Source organism: Cellulomonas sp. Leaf395, from assembly GCF_001424125.1.
GTDB lineage: Bacteria > Actinomycetota > Actinomycetes > Actinomycetales > Cellulomonadaceae > Cellulomonas.
Window position 1 is genome coordinate 1 of the sequence record NZ_LMQI01000001.1, and the last position, 14,103, is coordinate 14,103.

17 protein-coding genes are annotated in these 14,103 nt (G+C 71.6%); 12 read left to right on the forward strand and 5 right to left on the reverse strand.

Going from position 1 to position 14,103, the window contains the following annotated elements:
* Positions 1 to 303: 303 nt before the first annotated feature.
* On the reverse strand, positions 304 to 777 hold the full coding sequence (locus ASG23_RS00005) for a winged helix-turn-helix transcriptional regulator (protein WP_200941473.1): 474 nt from the start codon (positions 775 to 777) through the stop codon (positions 304 to 306).
* A gap of 25 nt (positions 778 to 802) precedes the next feature.
* Between ASG23_RS00005 and ASG23_RS00010 the strand changes: the two genes are divergently transcribed.
* The 3 genes from ASG23_RS00010 to ASG23_RS00020 all read left to right on the forward strand — a co-directional run bounded on the left by ASG23_RS00010 (position 803) and on the right by ASG23_RS00020 (position 3,097).
* Complete coding sequence (locus ASG23_RS00010) at positions 803 to 1,747, forward strand: NADP-dependent oxidoreductase (RefSeq protein ID WP_056018344.1); 945 nt, start codon at positions 803 to 805, stop codon at positions 1,745 to 1,747.
* A gap of 235 nt (positions 1,748 to 1,982) precedes the next feature.
* A complete protein-coding gene (locus ASG23_RS00015) occupies positions 1,983 to 2,678 on the forward strand; it encodes an FMN-dependent NADH-azoreductase (RefSeq protein ID WP_056018346.1) in 696 nt (231 codons plus the stop codon).
* Positions 2,675 to 3,097 (forward strand): DMT family transporter, encoded by a 423-nt coding sequence (locus ASG23_RS00020; protein ID WP_082515766.1) that lies wholly within the window; start codon positions 2,675 to 2,677, stop codon positions 3,095 to 3,097. Before ASG23_RS00015 ends, ASG23_RS00020 begins: the two co-directional genes overlap by 4 nt.
* Positions 3,098 to 3,173: 76 nt before the next feature.
* Here the strand turns inward: ASG23_RS00020 and ASG23_RS00025 are convergent, their stop codons facing one another.
* Positions 3,174 to 3,395 (reverse strand): hypothetical protein, encoded by a 222-nt coding sequence (locus tag ASG23_RS00025; protein WP_056018349.1) that lies wholly within the window; start codon positions 3,393 to 3,395, stop codon positions 3,174 to 3,176.
* 128 nt (positions 3,396 to 3,523) lie between these two features.
* Here ASG23_RS00025 and ASG23_RS00030 point away from each other — a divergent pair, with 128 nt between their 5' ends.
* From ASG23_RS00030 to ASG23_RS00045, 4 genes are all read left to right on the forward strand, one after another.
* Positions 3,524 to 4,933, forward strand: a complete 1,410-nt coding sequence (locus ASG23_RS00030) for a hypothetical protein (RefSeq protein WP_056018352.1) — start codon at positions 3,524 to 3,526, stop codon at positions 4,931 to 4,933.
* A 60-nt stretch (positions 4,934 to 4,993) separates the two neighbouring features.
* Positions 4,994 to 5,764 (forward strand): hypothetical protein, encoded by a 771-nt coding sequence (locus ASG23_RS00035; RefSeq protein ID WP_056018355.1) that lies wholly within the window; start codon positions 4,994 to 4,996, stop codon positions 5,762 to 5,764.
* Positions 5,761 to 6,705 carry an ATP-grasp domain-containing protein gene (locus ASG23_RS00040; protein WP_056018358.1) on the forward strand — a complete coding sequence of 315 codons (945 nt, stop codon included), beginning with the start codon at positions 5,761 to 5,763 and terminating at the stop codon, positions 6,703 to 6,705. Before ASG23_RS00035 ends, ASG23_RS00040 begins: the two co-directional genes overlap by 4 nt.
* A 127-nt stretch (positions 6,706 to 6,832) precedes the next feature.
* Positions 6,833 to 7,504 carry a hypothetical protein gene (locus ASG23_RS00045; RefSeq protein WP_157465452.1) on the forward strand — a complete coding sequence of 224 codons (672 nt, stop codon included), beginning with the start codon at positions 6,833 to 6,835 and terminating at the stop codon, positions 7,502 to 7,504.
* Between the two features lie 23 nt (positions 7,505 to 7,527).
* On the opposite strand, the gene ASG23_RS00050 is transcribed toward ASG23_RS00045, so the two are convergent.
* Complete coding sequence (locus tag ASG23_RS00050; protein ID WP_235520757.1) at positions 7,528 to 8,052, reverse strand: hypothetical protein; 525 nt, start codon at positions 8,050 to 8,052, stop codon at positions 7,528 to 7,530.
* Between the two features lie 132 nt (positions 8,053 to 8,184).
* Here ASG23_RS00050 and ASG23_RS00055 point away from each other — a divergent pair, with 132 nt between their 5' ends.
* The 5 genes from ASG23_RS00055 (at position 8,185) to ASG23_RS00075 (ending at position 12,772) form a co-directional block, all read left to right on the forward strand.
* Positions 8,185 to 9,357: a sensor histidine kinase gene (locus tag ASG23_RS00055; RefSeq protein WP_056018364.1), complete on the forward strand. Its 1,173-nt coding sequence runs from the start codon at positions 8,185 to 8,187 to the stop codon at positions 9,355 to 9,357.
* On the forward strand, positions 9,354 to 10,001 hold the full coding sequence (locus ASG23_RS00060) for a response regulator (RefSeq protein WP_056018367.1): 648 nt from the start codon (positions 9,354 to 9,356) through the stop codon (positions 9,999 to 10,001). The genes ASG23_RS00055 and ASG23_RS00060 overlap by 4 nt, the downstream gene beginning before the upstream one ends.
* Before the next feature lie 153 nt (positions 10,002 to 10,154).
* Complete coding sequence (locus ASG23_RS00065) at positions 10,155 to 10,586, forward strand: hypothetical protein (protein ID WP_056018370.1); 432 nt, start codon at positions 10,155 to 10,157, stop codon at positions 10,584 to 10,586.
* Positions 10,583 to 12,088 carry a multicopper oxidase family protein gene (locus ASG23_RS00070; protein ID WP_056018373.1) on the forward strand — a complete coding sequence of 502 codons (1,506 nt, stop codon included), beginning with the start codon at positions 10,583 to 10,585 and terminating at the stop codon, positions 12,086 to 12,088. Before ASG23_RS00065 ends, ASG23_RS00070 begins: the two co-directional genes overlap by 4 nt.
* Before the next feature lie 36 nt (positions 12,089 to 12,124).
* On the forward strand, positions 12,125 to 12,772 hold the full coding sequence (locus ASG23_RS00075; protein ID WP_056018376.1) for a dihydrofolate reductase family protein: 648 nt from the start codon (positions 12,125 to 12,127) through the stop codon (positions 12,770 to 12,772).
* Between the two features lie 80 nt (positions 12,773 to 12,852).
* On the opposite strand, the gene ASG23_RS00080 is transcribed toward ASG23_RS00075, so the two are convergent.
* Positions 12,853 to 13,350: a CHRD domain-containing protein gene (locus tag ASG23_RS00080; RefSeq protein WP_200941474.1), complete on the reverse strand. Its 498-nt coding sequence runs from the start codon at positions 13,348 to 13,350 to the stop codon at positions 12,853 to 12,855.
* Positions 13,351 to 13,534: 184 nt separating this feature from the next.
* Complete coding sequence (locus ASG23_RS00085) at positions 13,535 to 14,014, reverse strand: GNAT family N-acetyltransferase (protein ID WP_056018379.1); 480 nt, start codon at positions 14,012 to 14,014, stop codon at positions 13,535 to 13,537.
* Between the last annotated feature and the right edge of the window lie 89 nt (positions 14,015 to 14,103).

Genomic DNA, 14,103 nt, shown 5'->3' on the forward strand with positions numbered 1-14,103 from the left:
GGGCAGCGTGTCGTGTTCGACGCGTGGGCCCTGCCGGGCGCCAGCGAGCAGGAGCGCGCCGAGCTCCAGCAGATGGTCACCACCGCCACGTTCGTCCCGACCGACGACTGAGACGTGATCCGCAGCGCGCCTGGTAAGTGACCCCCGTTGCAAGTCCAACCGGATGGACTCGTTCGCCGCGGGGGAAGGTGCCCGAGCACTCACGTAGCGCCGCCCCCGTGCTCGTCGATCTGCACACTGCGCATGAGGCGTCTCCTGAGTCGATGCGTCGGTCGGTCGAGTGGGTCCGAGCACGTCCGTGCATCACCGCATCGACGCCGTGCCACGATTCAGCTCCACGATCGATGCTCGGGGTCGGATCGCCGCCTCGAGATCCCAGATGGCGCGAGCCCGCTGGATGTCGCCCACGTGGGACTCCGCCCAGTCCCGAACCTGCCGCTGCAGGTCGAGGAACGCGACGCCCAGGTCGGTCAGTGCGTACTCGACCTGCACCGGCACGCTGTACCGGACGGAGCGTCGCACCAACCCGCTCCGCTCGAGGCTCCGGAGGGTCTGGGTGAGCATCTTCTGCGTGACGCCCTGGATCTGGCGCCGCAGCTCGCTGTGACGCATCGGCCGATCGCCCAGCGCCTCGACGATCAGCGTCCCCCACCGTTCCGAGAGCATGGCGATGACCAGGTGCCCCGGGCACCCCTGGAGCGGGTCGGAGTGCTCCTGGTGGTCGTCCCACGTGCGCGGCGAAGGGAGGGCACCTTCACGTGCCTTCTTACGAGTCACGGTGGCGTCTCCTAGCGTCGGTGACATGAAGAGTGTTGTTGTCGAGGAGTTCGGGACGAGCGATGCGCTCCGGGTCGTCGAGTCGGCCCTACCCCACCTCGGACCCGAGGACGTGCTCGTCCGGGTCGCCGGGGCCGGCCTCAACTGGATCGACGTCTCGCTCCGGGCAGGGCGCCTTGCCGCAGGTGGGCTCACGGCTCCGGCGCCCCGCTACGGGATGGGGTGGGACGTCGCCGGGATCGTCGAGTCTGTCGGTGCGCAGGTCACCCGTCACCGCCCCGGGGACCGGGTCATCGGCCTCCGGGACGTGCTGGGCACGCCGGGAACCCATGCCGAGTACGTCGCCCTGCACCAGGACGCCGTCACCGCGGCGCCCGCCGGAGCCGACCTGGTGGATGCGGGCGGGTTCCCGCTCGCCGGCGTGACGGCTCTCGGCGCCCTGGCCACCTCCGGTGCGTCTCGTGACGACACCGTGCTGGTCACCGGCGCCGGTGGCGTCATCGGCACCCTCTGCGTCTCGATCGCCGTGAGCCGAGGGATCGAGGTCACCGCCGTCGGGCGTGGCCTCGACGCGGACCGTCTGACCGCGCTCGGGGTCAACGTCGTCGACGGTGACCCGGATGCCGTGGGCGCGACGCTCGCCTCCCGCGTTCGCGCGCTCGTCCCTCGCGGGGTCGACGCCGTCATCGACACCGCCAACCTCGGGATCGCGGCGCACGAGGCGCTGCGCGGAGGCGGGACGTTCGTCGCGCTGGTCCGCCCGTTCGCCCCACCGCCTCTGCGCGGGACCGACGTGCGGGTGCACGAGGCCTGGGCGGACCCTGCCCTCCTCGCTGAGGCCGTGGCGCTGGTCGACACCGGGGTCATCGAGCTGCCGCGCACCCGGCGACTCCCCCTGACGCTGGTAGCCGAGGCGCACGACGTCATGGAGGCGGGAGGCCTTCGCGGCCGGATCGTGCTGGTTCCCTAGACCCCACCGGCCCACGTCGCTGACCTGGTGACTCACTCTGACCTCCTCGACGATCCCGCGCTGTCGGCTGGGCAATTCAGCGTGCGCCGGCGCCGCGGGGATTCCGGAGCGAACCGAGATGTCCCGATCCGAGCGATGCCTGACCGGACGCCGCGCATCGGACAGGCGGCGATGGCATCGCGCCACAGGCCACGAGCGTTCGTCGGGACCGGGGGCTCACGTTGTTGACCCGGGCATGGCGATCAACTCCACGGCGGCGCAGCCGCCCACGCTCCTGCATGTCACGGCCAGCCCGCGGACTGCCTCGATCTCCACCGCGGTCAGCGGCGAGGTCGTGGCGGCATGGCTCGCTGCCCACCCCGGCGGCCGCGTCATCCGGCGTGACCTCGGGGCGCACCCGGTGCCACACATCACCGACGCGTGGACCGAGATCTGCGACAACCTGATGCGCGACCGGATCACCGCGCTGGACCGCCTGCACGAGGGCGTCCGCACAGAGGCGCAGCGGGAGGCGTGGGCGGTCGTCGAGCCGCTCCTCGCAGAGCTCGTGGAGGCCGAGGTGGTCGTGCTGGCGACCCCCATGTACAACTACTCGATCTCCTCCTCGCTCAAGGCCTGGCTCGACCAGGTCACCTTCCCCCGCATGGACCTGCCGCCGCGTGAGTTCGTGGTGGTGGCCGCCCGTGGCGGGTGGTACGGCGAGGGCAGCCCTCATGCCGGCGTCGAGCACCAGACGCGGTACCTGAGCGACTTTGTGCAGGGCCACTACGGCGTGCGGGCCCCGGTCACCGTCACGGTCGACCTCGCCAACTCCCGCGTCGACCCCCTTCTTGCCGATGCGCGCGACGCGCACCACCTGTCGTACGAGGCCGCCCTGGACCAGGCCCGTGCAGCCGGGAGCGCCCTCGGGGAGTGGAGCGTGGTGTCGTGACGGCCGGGTGGTGGTGGTTGCTCGCGGCCGGGCTGGTCGAAGCGGCGTGGTCGCAGTCCATCAAGCCGACCGAAGGTTTCACTCGACTGCTGCCCACCCTCGTGTGCTTCGTCCTGGGCGCCTCGTCGGTGTTCCTCCTCACGCACGCCATGGACACGCTCCCCGTCGGGACGGCGTACGTCGTCTTCACCGGGCTCGGTGGGGTCGGGGCGGTGACCCTCGGAGTCCTGCTGCACGGTGACCCGATCACCGCACCGCGGGCGATCGGGCTCGCCCTGGTGGTCGCCGGGGTTGCGGTCTGCCACGCAGCGGAATCGGGATCCGGCGCGGAGAGCGGGGCAGGCGAGACGGTGCCCCGACCGGCGCTGAGCTCGACAGCGCCCCTCGAGAGCGCTGAGCGCCCGTTCCCGAGCAGGTAGCCGCGCGCGGGCTCGCCACGAGCTCGCGCCCGGCCTGAGCCGCGATGACCGGCTCGACGTCAGCGCGTACCTCGCGTCACTGGAGCGTGTAGCCGCCGCGGACGACCTTGAGCGGGAGACCATCCAGCTCGGCGGCGTCCAGCTCGGCGGGAAGCTCGGCGTCCGGCGAGACGGTGACCTCGAGCACCAGACCGGAGTCGGTCTGCTTCACGCCGACCGCGTTGACGCCTGTGAGATCGATGAGCCGCGCCTCGTGCTCGCGCTGGATGGCGACGGCCTCGTCATACGTGAGTGCCATCGCACCATCGTCTCACTCGGGCGGTGACGCCGCCCGCCGTCGGACGTATTCCCGCATCGAGGACGCGCTCCTTCTCATGGGTGGGCGTCTGCCCATCCGACGATGGTGCATACAAGGGGGTAGGGCCAATGCCATCCATTGCGGAGCTGGTCGCCATCAAGGAGCGCGTCGAGGCGGAATACCTCGCACGACCCGGGGTGAACGGCATCGATGTCGGGTACAAGGTCGTGGGGGGTGTCCAGACCGACGAGGTCGCCATCCGGGTCCACGTCGAGAAGAAGAAGGCCAGTGTGCCGAAGGCGCAGGCGGTTCCTGCGTCGATCGACGGCGCCGTCACGGACGTGCTGGAGCGCACGTACGAGCTGCAGGTGGTCCGCACGCCGTTGACCGTCAGCGCGCAGGCGGACACGACGCACTACGCCACCCTGCAGGGCGGCATCAGCATCGGCCCGAGCAGGGTGATCGGCGGCTTCGTCTACTCCGGCACGTTGGGCGCGGTCGTCACGGACAACGTCAGCGGCCAGAAGGCGGCCGTGACCAACTTCCACGTGGCGTGCGTGGACAGCGGGTGGAACGTCGGCGACCGCCAGGTGCAGCCCAGCCGCGGCGACACGGGCACGGTGCCCGGCGACGAGTTCGGGGCGATCCTCCGAGCCGTCCTGTCGTCGCACATCGACGGTGCGGTCCTCTCGATCGATGCGGGCAGGACGACGGCGGGAACGATCGTCGACATCGGAACGGTCAACGGCACGAAGCCGGCGACGCTCGGGATGGCGGTCCGCAAGCGCGGCCGCACGACTGGTCTGACGCACGGTTCCGTCGACGGGCTGTCGCTCACCGTGAACGTCGACTACGGCGACGGCCTGGGCGTCCACACCCTCACCGACCAGGTGAGCATCGCCACCGACACCGCACAGAACCCGCTGTTCTCCGACCACGGCGACTCCGGTTCCGTGATCGTCGACTCGACCGGTGCGGTCGTGGCCCTGCTGTTCGCGGGATCCGGCACGAACACCGTCGGCAACCCGATCGCGAGCGTCCTGTCCGAGCTGAACATCGCCATCCCCAAGGGGAAGTCGATCATCAAGGACATCAAGGACGGTCACAAGGACTTCATCAAGGACAAGGACAAGGAGCTCCGCAAGGACTTCATCAAGGACAAGGAGCTCAAGAAGGAGGTCATCAAGGACAAGGAGTTCAAGAAGGAGCTCATCATCGACGGGAAGCGGCTCAAGGACATCAAGGACGTGTTCAAGTCGCCCGACATTCCCTTCGACCCCGGCGACCCCGGCGAGGGCCCGGGCTTCGGTGGTGGTTTCGGTGGTGGATTCTCCGACCGCCTGGCCGAGCTCGAGGGCAGGCTGGGCTCGCTCGAGAGCTTCATCTCGCCCGAGCTGCGCCCTGACCTGACCTCCAGCGCGTTCAGCGCCGAGGACGAGCTCTCGACGGACGAGATCGCGGCGCTGCGCGCCGAGGCCGAACGTCAGGTTGCCGATGCCGCGGCCGCGAAGTCCGAGCTCGACAACCTTCTGGGCTGAGCAGATAGCGACCCGGCCGGTGACGACCTCACCGGCCGGGTCCCTACCGAGGGGAACCCCATGTTCGTCGTTCTGTGCGACCTCGACGACAGTGCAGCTCTCTGGCTGGATGCGCGATTCCGCGACCTCGGTCAGAGCTCTTTGCTCGTCACCTCCGGACTGCTGTCGTTCGCTCGGCGACGATCGCAGTGGATCGGCCGCGAAGGCACGCGTGCGGTCGTCGACCTCGGTGATGCCGGGGTGATCGACCAGCCCGACCTCGTCGTCAACAGGCTCCTGTCGCCACCCGTCGCCGCCTGGCAGTGGGCGCGGCCCGGCGAGCGCGACTACGCCGCGGCGGAGATGACCGCGTTCACGCTGAGCTGGCTCGCGGCCGTGCCGGGTGCGGTACGCAACCGTCCCTCACCGACCTGCCTCGCCGGCCCGTCACCGCACCCGCTGCGTGCCGCGGTCGTCGCCCACCGAGCAGGGCTCGACGTGCCGGATGCCGACCTCGGCGCGGGCACGTCTCCGCTCTGGCTCCTCGAGGCCGCGGTCCGCAACGCCGGGCAGGCCGCGCGCGTCTTCCACCTCGTCGTCCTCGACGGTCGCATCGTGGATGCCGACGGCGTCGAGCAACGGGTCGGCGCACAGATGCCGGAGGGCTTCTCGTCGTCGATCGCACGTTTCGCCGCCGCCGTGGGTGCCGCCGAGGGCCTGATCGGCATCGACATCGTGGTCGCGGGGAGCCGGTGGTGGTTCGCGGGCATGACACCGCTGCCCGACCTGATGTTCGCGGGCGACGCCCTCGTCCAGGATCTGATCGGACTTGTGGAGAAGGTGCCGGCATGAGCGTCATGGTGTGGGGAGTGCCGACGGAGAGTCCGGTCGCGCTCCTGCTGGAGGCCCTGTCGCGCAACGGAGCAGACCCGGTGGTGGTCCATCCTCGTCAGTTCCTGGAGCAGAGCGTCGACATCGGCCTCTCGGGCGGAGAGCTGCGCGGTTCGATCCGGGTCCAGGACCGGACGACCGACGTCGGCGACATCGTCGGCGTCTACGTGCGGCCGATCGAGCCGGAGCTCGTTCCCGAGCTCAAGGACGTGGCCGCCGACGATCCCGCGATGCAGCGCGCCCGCGCGCAGTTCGACGCGCTGATGGCCTTCACCGAGGCCGCTCCTGACGCGCTGGGCTGCAGAGTCGCCAGCCGGCTGTCCGCCATGGCCTCCAACATGTCGAAGCCGTACCAGGCGCAGCTGGTGCAGAAGGGTGGGTTCGACACCCCCGAGACGGTCGTCACCGACGATCCGGACGAGGCGCGGGCGTTCGTCCGCGCGCACCGCGGAGCGATCTACAAGTCGGTCAGCGGGGTCCGCTCGATCGTCAGCATCGTGGACCTGGACCGTGACGCCGAGCGGCTGGAGCTGATCCGCTGGTGCCCCGTGCAGTTCCAGGAGAACGTTCGCGGGAGGGACGTGCGCGTCCACGTGGTCGGCGACGAGGTGTATGCCGCGATCGTCGACTCGTCCGCGACCGACTACCGCTACGCCCGCGCCCAGGTGGGCGAGGACGCCACGCTCGCCCCGTACGCGCTGCCCGACGAGGTCGCCGAGCGGTGCGTCGTTCTTGCCCGCGACCTCGACCTGCCGTTCGCCGGCGTCGACCTGAAGCTCGCGGACGACGGGCGCATCGTGTGCTTCGAGGTCAACCCGTCCCCGGGCTACTCCTGGTACGAGACGGCCGCGGGGCTGCCGATCTCTGACGCGCTCGCCCGGTGGCTGATGCGGGCCGCGTAGCAGGCTGTGGGACGAGGACCGCAGCGAGAACGCACCGAGCGCGCGTCGTCCGGAGTCAAGCGCAGGCGCTCATGGCCGCGTGAGACGCTCCAACCTGCGAGGGTCGCGCGGGCGAAGGGGTGGTCAGGTGGCAGGTGCCGTGGGTGGTGTGCTGGCGATCGCGGCCCTGCTGCTCCTGTGCGCCGTGCCGATTCTTCTGTCGGTGCGCAGGCGAGCCGTCGACGACGTGGTGACCCTCGGATCAGCCGAGGGAACGCGCGGGCTGGCGATCCACCCAGAGCGTGGGCACCGGTCGCTCCCGGTGCTGGCGTGGGCGTTCGCCATCGGGATGCTGGCTGTCGGTGTCGGATCCGTTCGATCGGCCCCGTACGCAGGCGCCGTCTTCCTCGCTGTCGGCGCCTTCTTCGTCTACCTGAGCTGGGCCCGCACCACGGGACGGGCCGGCGACGGCACGCTGACGCTCACTGCGGAGGGCATCCACCAGCTGTGGGCCGGGTCGGACGTGTTCGTGCCGTGGGACGACGTGCGCGGTCTGGTCACGACTCCCAAGGAGTTCATCGTCGAGACGCGCCACCCCGTGCGACACCGCCGCACGCTGCCGCTGCTCGGCGGACGACGCAAGATCTTCCAGGCCGACGCCATCTCGCTCCCGCACGCCTTCCTCCCATCGCTGCCGTACCAGGAGATGATCGAGCTGTACGCCACGATCCCGGAGTCGCGGCATGAGCTGGCCACCGGCGAGCCGGTGGAGCGGGCACGGCGTCTCCTGCGAGAGGACCGGGTGAGACGCGCGGCCTGATGCAGTGCGCAGCGCCTGCGCGATCAGCGCGCGCTGCTCGGGGTCCGGTGGCGCACCACGAGCCACGCGACGAGGCCGGTCACGGCACCGAGCGCGATCCCGGTGTGCAGGCCGGACATGACGGCGGCTCCGCGCAGCACGACGTCCTGCACGGCCGGGTCGACATCGGCAAGGTTGTCGCCGAGGCGCGGTGCGGCGCCGTCGAACGCCTGTGTCCACAGGACCTGGTGCGTGGCGGCGAGCAGCAGTCCGTGCAGGGCACCGGTCGCGAGCAGAGCGAGGAAGGGCCGGCGGACCGTCGGCCGGATCGCGACGAGCACCCAGGCGACCAGGGGCCCGACGGCGAGCAGGAAGGCGGCGACCGAGCTGCCGGTCAGGACGCCGAGGTCGTGCAGCACGACGCGCGGGAGCCCGAGCGCAGCCAGGCCGATGACGGCGAGGAACGGGAGTCCGAGGAAGCGGTGCACCGGGCCCGCCGCGGAGGACGGGTGCAGGCTGGGGGTGGGAGACACGGTGTGCCCGGTTGCGGGCTGCTGTGGAGTGGTCATGGATCGGACGGTAGGAGCGTCCCGCAGCCGCCCGCGGCCGTCCCCGAGCGGCACCTGCGTACGGCAGGAGGCGACGACGGAGTCGTCGGGGAGCGACTGCCGGGTCGCCGTCGCGCTGTCTACCCTGGCGGCATGGCGGCAGGGGAGCCGGGAGTCGGGGCGCGGACCACCCGCACAGAGGCGTGGGTGGCCGACGCGATCCTGGCCGTGGCGGTCTGGCTCACCCTGTCGCTGGTCATCACGGCCGACGTGGACGGGTCCCGGCCGGAGGCGCCCGCGTACCTGTGGGCCGCGGGGCTCGGAGCGCTGATGCTCGTGCGTCGGCGGTACCCGGCGCTCGTGGTGGCCCTGACCGTCGGCGGTGTCCTGGCCTACTACGCCGCCGGGTACCCCCCGGTCGGCGTCGCGATCCCCGTCGCCGCGGCCGTCTTCTCGGCCGCCGAGGTGGGTCGGATGGGCGTCGCGGTGGCGGGCTCCGCCGCTGTCCTCGGGGTCTCCACCACCTACCGGCTCATCGCGGGTCAGGATCCCGACTTCGTCCTGGGCTACGAGCTCGTCGGGAACGCGCTGATGCTCGCGGCGGCGGTCGCGCTCGGGGACGGCGTGCGGTCGCGGCGCCGGCTGCAGGAACGCGCGCGCGAGGTGGCCGCGCTGCTGGCCGAGCGGTATCGACGGCAGGCGGAGGAGCGGGTCACCGCGGAGCGCCTCACCATGGCGCGCGATCTGCACGACTCCGTCGGGCACGCCATGACCGTCGTTTCCCTGCACGCCCAGGTGGCCGGCGAGGCGATCGGCCGCGACGATGCCGCGGCGGCGGACGCCGTGGACGTGATCCGGTCGACCACCGCGAGCACGCTCACCGACCTGCGACGCACTGTGGCGGTCCTGCGCGAGGACGCTCCACCGTCGCGGGACGTGCCAGGGCTCGGCGACCTGGCGGCGGCGCTGCGACCGGCCCGGCAGGCGGGCCTGGAGGTCGTCGCGGACGTCGACGCCGTGTCCGACCTCCCGAGGTCCGTGGAGGCCGCGGCGTACCGCATCGTCCAGGAGTCGATCACCAACGTCGTGCGCCACGCGAACGCCCGCCGCGTCGGTGTGGACGTCCGCGCACGGGACGGGGTGCTGCACGTGCGCGTGGAGGACGACGGCCCGGGGTCGGCGAACGACCCGGAGGCCGCGCGCGCCGGGCACGGCATCGTCGGCATGCGCGAGCGCGCGGCGGCGCTCGGGGGGACCCTGTCGGTCGGGCGCACCCCCTCCGGGTTCGTGGTCGCCGCCGCCCTGCCGATCACGGAGGCGACATGACCACCGTCCTCATGGTCGACGACCAGGACCTCGTCCGGGCCGGGCTGCGCGCGCTGCTGAACAGCGACCCGGGCATCACCGTGGTGGCCGAGGCGTCCGACGGCGCACGCGCGGTCGAGCTCGCCGTCCGGCACCGCCCCGACGTCGTCCTCATGGACATCCGCATGCCGGGCACCGACGGGATCGAGGCGACCCGCCGGATCCGCGCGGACCCGCGGCTCGCCGCCACCCGCGTGCTCATCCTCACGACCTTCGACGACGCCGCCGACGTCATCGAGGCGGTCCGCGTCGGCGCCGCCGGCTACCTCTTGAAGGACACCGCCGGACCTGAGCTGCGCCACGCCGTGCGGACGGCCGCGGAGGGCGGGAACCTGCTCTCGCCCACCATCACTCGGCGCCTCATGGACTTCGTGGCGGCGACGCCCCCACAACCGGCACCGCACCCCGGGCTCGGCACACTCAGCGAACGCGAGCTCGAGGTGCTCACCCGAGTCGGTCAGGGCGACACCAACGACGAGATCGCGGCAGCGCTCTTCCTGAGCCCCGCGACGGCACGCACGTACGTCAGCAGGATCCTGGCCAAGCTCGACGCCCGAGACCGGACCGAGCTGGCGATCATCGCCCACCGGTCGGGGCTGGCCTGAGCCCGAGAGAAAACCGAGGAGACCGGGTGCGACGCACCGCTGTGGTGGCCGGGGCGGGTCGTCGCGCGGCGACGCTCGTGTCGCCCCGGGGCGACAGGGACTGACGCCTGGCGGCCGACGCGCCGCGGGCGGGGCAGTTCCTACGGTCGCTCCATGTCCTACGACCCGATCCTCCCCGAACACCTCGACACCCCCCGGACCCGCCGCCGGGAGCCCGTGAGCTGGCCCGTCGTGGTCGGCTTCGGCGCCCTCGCGCTGCTCTGGCCCCTGGTCGACGCGCTCGCGGTGGCCGACGCGCTGGGCCAACCCGCGACCGCCCTCGCCGTCCTCGCCATCGTCGGCCTCGCCTGGGTGCTCGGCGCCGGCTTCGGCCGAGTCCCGCGGCCCATCCTCACCCTGACGCTGGCCGGCGTCGTGTACGGGGTCATCCTCGTGGCGCTCTCCCTCCTGCTCGACGTGCGACCGGCGTTCGACGGCCGGCTCGGCGCCGCGGTCGCCGTCGTCGAGATCGCCCGCTCCGCCGGTCTCGGCGCGCTCGCCGGCCTGCTCGCGGCGGCCCTGCAGCGGACGCTGGCCGCGCGATGAGTGCGGCGCGGACCGGCAGCCGGCGGGTCGGCGCGGTGGCGTTCGTCGCCGCGCTGCTGGCCGGCGGTTGCGTCCCGGGCGGCCAGGTCGGATCGGCCGGGTCCCTGTCGACAGTGCAGACGCCGGCGTCCTTCGACACCCCGCTCCCGATCCCGCCGCTCGCGCCCTCCACGGTCGTCGGCGGCGTGCGGGTGTTCACCCTCACCGCGCAGGAGGGCACGTCGGAGCTGGTTCCCGGCATCCAGACCCCGACGTGGGGCTACAGCGGGGACGTGCTCGGACCCACGCTGCGCGCCACGCGCGGGGAGCAGGTTGCCGTCGAGGTGCGGAACACCCTCGACGAGGCCACGACCGTGCACTGGCACGGGATGCACCTGCCCGCGCGGATGGACGGCGGTCCCCACCAGAGCGTCGACCCGGGCACGACCTGGCGCCCGACGTGGACCGTCGACCAGCCGGCCGCCACGCTCTGGTACCACCCGCACCCCCACGGGCGCACGGAGGAGCACGTCTATCGCGGTCTGGCCGGCATGTTCCTGGTGGACGACCCGGAGCCCTCCGGCCTGCCGGACCAGTACGGGGTCGACGACGTCCCGGTGATCGTGCAGGACAAGCGGCTCGACGCGGACGGCCGCCTGGTCCTCGAATCGAACGGGAACGAGGTCGGCCTGCTCGGGTCGACGGTGCTCACCAACGGCGTCGCCGGCGCGGTCCAGGAGGTCACGACCGAGCGGGTCCGCCTGCGTCTGCTGAACGGGTCGACGGCGCGGGTCTACGACTTCGCGTTCGACGACGACCGTGCCTTCGTGCACGTCGCGACGGACGGCGGGCTCCTGCCGGACCCGTACGAGACCGACCACGTCCGGCTCTCCCCCGGGGAGCGCGCGGAGATCGTCGTGGCCCTCGACGCGGGCGCGGAGACGATGCTCGTCTCGCGCGCGCCGGACCTCGGCGACGTGGCGGCGCCCTTCGCGTTCGGTGGCACCGACGCCTTCCCGGTCCTGCGCCTGCGGGCGGCGGAGCGGCTCATCCCCTCGCCACCGGTCCCCGAGCGGTTCGAGGTCGCGGCGGCCGACACCGTGATCGCCCGCGACGCCGCGGTCACCCGGAGCTTCGAGCTCCAGGACCGCTCGATCAACGGCCGGACGATGGACATGGACCGGATCGACGAGGTGGTCCGGCTGGGCGACACGGAGATCTGGGAGGTCACCAACCGCGACCTGTTCCCGCACAACTGGCACGTGCACGACGTCCAGTTCGAGGTGCTGGACCTCGACGGCTCGCCGCCCCCGCTCGAGCTGCGGGGCCGCAAGGACACCATCTACCTCGAGCCCCGGCGCACCTACCGCTTGGTCATGCGCTTCGAGGACTACGCCGATCCGCGCACCCCGTACATGATCCACTGCCACCTCCTCCTCCACGAGGACGAAGGCCTGATGGCGCAGTTCGTCGTCACCGACGACGGCCGAGCCGCAGGGACCGTCGCCTCGCACGACCACTGAGGCACCACCCATCCGATGAACGACAGGAGAAGCACGATGCAGCTGTCAGTGAACGCGTTCGTCACCCTCGACGGGGTCATGCAGGCTCCCGGCGGTCCCCAGGAGGACGTGTCCCGCGGGTTCCCCGGGGGCGGCTGGCTCGTCCCGTTCGACGTCGCCGGCTGGGGCCACGTGGTCGACGGCTGGTTCGCCGGCACCACAGCCGTCCTGCTCGGCCGGAGCACCTTCACGATGATGAAGGACTACTGGCCCCAGGTGACCGACCCCGACAACCGCGTCGCGACCGTCCTCAACCACGGGCCGAAGTACGTGGTCAGCGGCACGCTCGGCGACGACGAGGCGGCCTGGGGCGACACCACTGTCCTGCGCGACGACGTGCTGGGCCGGGTCCGAGCGCTGAAAGCCGCGGGCGACGGGGATCTCCAGGTGCACGGGAGCTGGCAGCTGGTCCGGTCGCTGCACGACGCGGGCCTCGTCGACGTCTACCGGCTGCTCGTCTTCCCCGTCGTCGTGGCCGGCGGGGGCAAGCGGCTCTTCGACGACGCGGCGGTGCCCACCGGGTTCCAGGCGAGAGCCGCCACCCTCGCCGACGGCGTCGTGTCCCTGGAGCTGAGGCCCACGCGGCACGGGGCCCCGGACACCGGTGAGTACGCGGTGCGCGACGGCAGAGAGGTCACCACCTGACACGGGCGGCCACCGACTCTCGCCGCCCGACGTCCGGAGCAGGGTGCATGCCAGGCGGCATGCACCCTGCTGGCCGGCCGTCAGTCGATCTGACCGCGGATCTCGCCGGACATGTTCTCCATGGTGTGCACGTTGACGTACGTCATCCCGGCCTCCATCGCGTCGACTAGATCACTCAGGTCCATCCCGGCGAGTGCTCCGACGAGGTCGTCGGCCGTGATGGTCCCCGTGGCCAGGACGCCGCTGTGCCGGCCCTCGATGTGCACGGGCGGCGGCGCGTCGGGGTACAGCCAGACCACGACGCCTCCCGTGGCCCCAGCCGCGCCCAGGTGGATGTGGGCCATATGAACGTCTTCGATGTTCGACGCGATCACCCGATAGCTCAGCTCGGTGCCGTCGTTGCTCAGCTGGAACGTGGCGACCCCCCGAGCGTGGGTGTCCACGGCGGGGACCTCCTCTGCGCCGGACAGTGGAGTCGTGAACGTCGCAGAGGCCGCCTGCGAGCTCGTGCTCAATCCGACCGCGGCCCCCAGGGTCAGGCCCGTCGCCGCCACGACGGTGGCTACTCGTCGACTCACGTGGTGCATGGTTACCCCTCCGAATCGCTCCGGCGGGCGGCGGGCCCAGGCGGGCGTCGCTGCCCGTGCAGTCCAGTTCCTGCCTGTTCAGGGTACGCCGGGTCGACATCATCACAGCGGCAAGTTTCACCCCTGGGGCCGGTCTTCGACCGCTCAGCCGCGGCAGCCTCGGCGACTCAGGACGTCAGCCGAGCGGAGGGTGACGCAGCAGGTGGTGCGTGCTGGTTTCCCCCTCGGCAACAAAGCCCTCAGCCAGGTAGAGCCGGCGTGCGTCATCGTTCACGCGATGCACCTGCAGTCGGGTCGTGCGGCCCTCGACGGCCGCCCTGTCCAGCACCCAGCGCAGAGCTCCGGTCCCCAGACCCTGCCCTTGGTACGACGGCAGCACCTCGACCAGCTCAAGCCACACGTCCTGATCTCGGTCGACGAGGTAGACGGCCCCGACCGGCTGCTGGTCACGCTCGAGGATGTACACCTCGTTCTCATCGACCAGCGCCTGGACGAAGCCCTGCTGCTGCTCGTCGTGCCAGGGCCCGTAGGCGCGCTCGACAAGGCTCCGGTGCGCCTGCTCGTGAAGCTCGTACAGCCATCCGCGGTCGGCACGATCAGCAGTCCGGACAGTCATCTGCTCCGCCTGCGCGTTCCTCGGGTGGTTGCTGGACATGGAGTTCCTTTCCCTGGGCTCACCTGGTCAGGTCACTGTGCCGCCCTTTGTCGAGAAGCACGACAGGTTTGACAGGCGCTGAACGTCGC

Coding starts and splice junctions, on each gene's coding strand:
- ASG23_RS00010 (WP_056018344.1), top strand. CDS start 803: ATGAAGAGTGTTGTTGTCGAGGAGTTCGGGACGAGCGATGCGCTCCGG.
- ASG23_RS00015 (WP_056018346.1), top strand. CDS start 1,983: ATGGCGATCAACTCCACGGCGGCGCAGCCGCCCACGCTCCTGCATGTC.
- ASG23_RS00025 (WP_056018349.1), bottom strand. CDS start 3,395: ATGGCACTCACGTATGACGAGGCCGTCGCCATCCAGCGCGAGCACGAG.
- ASG23_RS00030 (WP_056018352.1), top strand. CDS start 3,524: ATGCCATCCATTGCGGAGCTGGTCGCCATCAAGGAGCGCGTCGAGGCG.
- ASG23_RS00035 (WP_056018355.1), top strand. CDS start 4,994: ATGTTCGTCGTTCTGTGCGACCTCGACGACAGTGCAGCTCTCTGGCTG.
- ASG23_RS00040 (WP_056018358.1), top strand. CDS start 5,761: ATGAGCGTCATGGTGTGGGGAGTGCCGACGGAGAGTCCGGTCGCGCTC.
- ASG23_RS00050 (WP_235520757.1), bottom strand. CDS start 8,052: ATGACCACTCCACAGCAGCCCGCAACCGGGCACACCGTGTCTCCCACC.
- ASG23_RS00055 (WP_056018364.1), top strand. CDS start 8,185: ATGGCGGCAGGGGAGCCGGGAGTCGGGGCGCGGACCACCCGCACAGAG.
- ASG23_RS00060 (WP_056018367.1), top strand. CDS start 9,354: ATGACCACCGTCCTCATGGTCGACGACCAGGACCTCGTCCGGGCCGGG.
- ASG23_RS00065 (WP_056018370.1), top strand. CDS start 10,155: ATGTCCTACGACCCGATCCTCCCCGAACACCTCGACACCCCCCGGACC.
- ASG23_RS00070 (WP_056018373.1), top strand. CDS start 10,583: ATGAGTGCGGCGCGGACCGGCAGCCGGCGGGTCGGCGCGGTGGCGTTC.
- ASG23_RS00075 (WP_056018376.1), top strand. CDS start 12,125: ATGCAGCTGTCAGTGAACGCGTTCGTCACCCTCGACGGGGTCATGCAG.
- ASG23_RS00085 (WP_056018379.1), bottom strand. CDS start 14,014: ATGTCCAGCAACCACCCGAGGAACGCGCAGGCGGAGCAGATGACTGTC.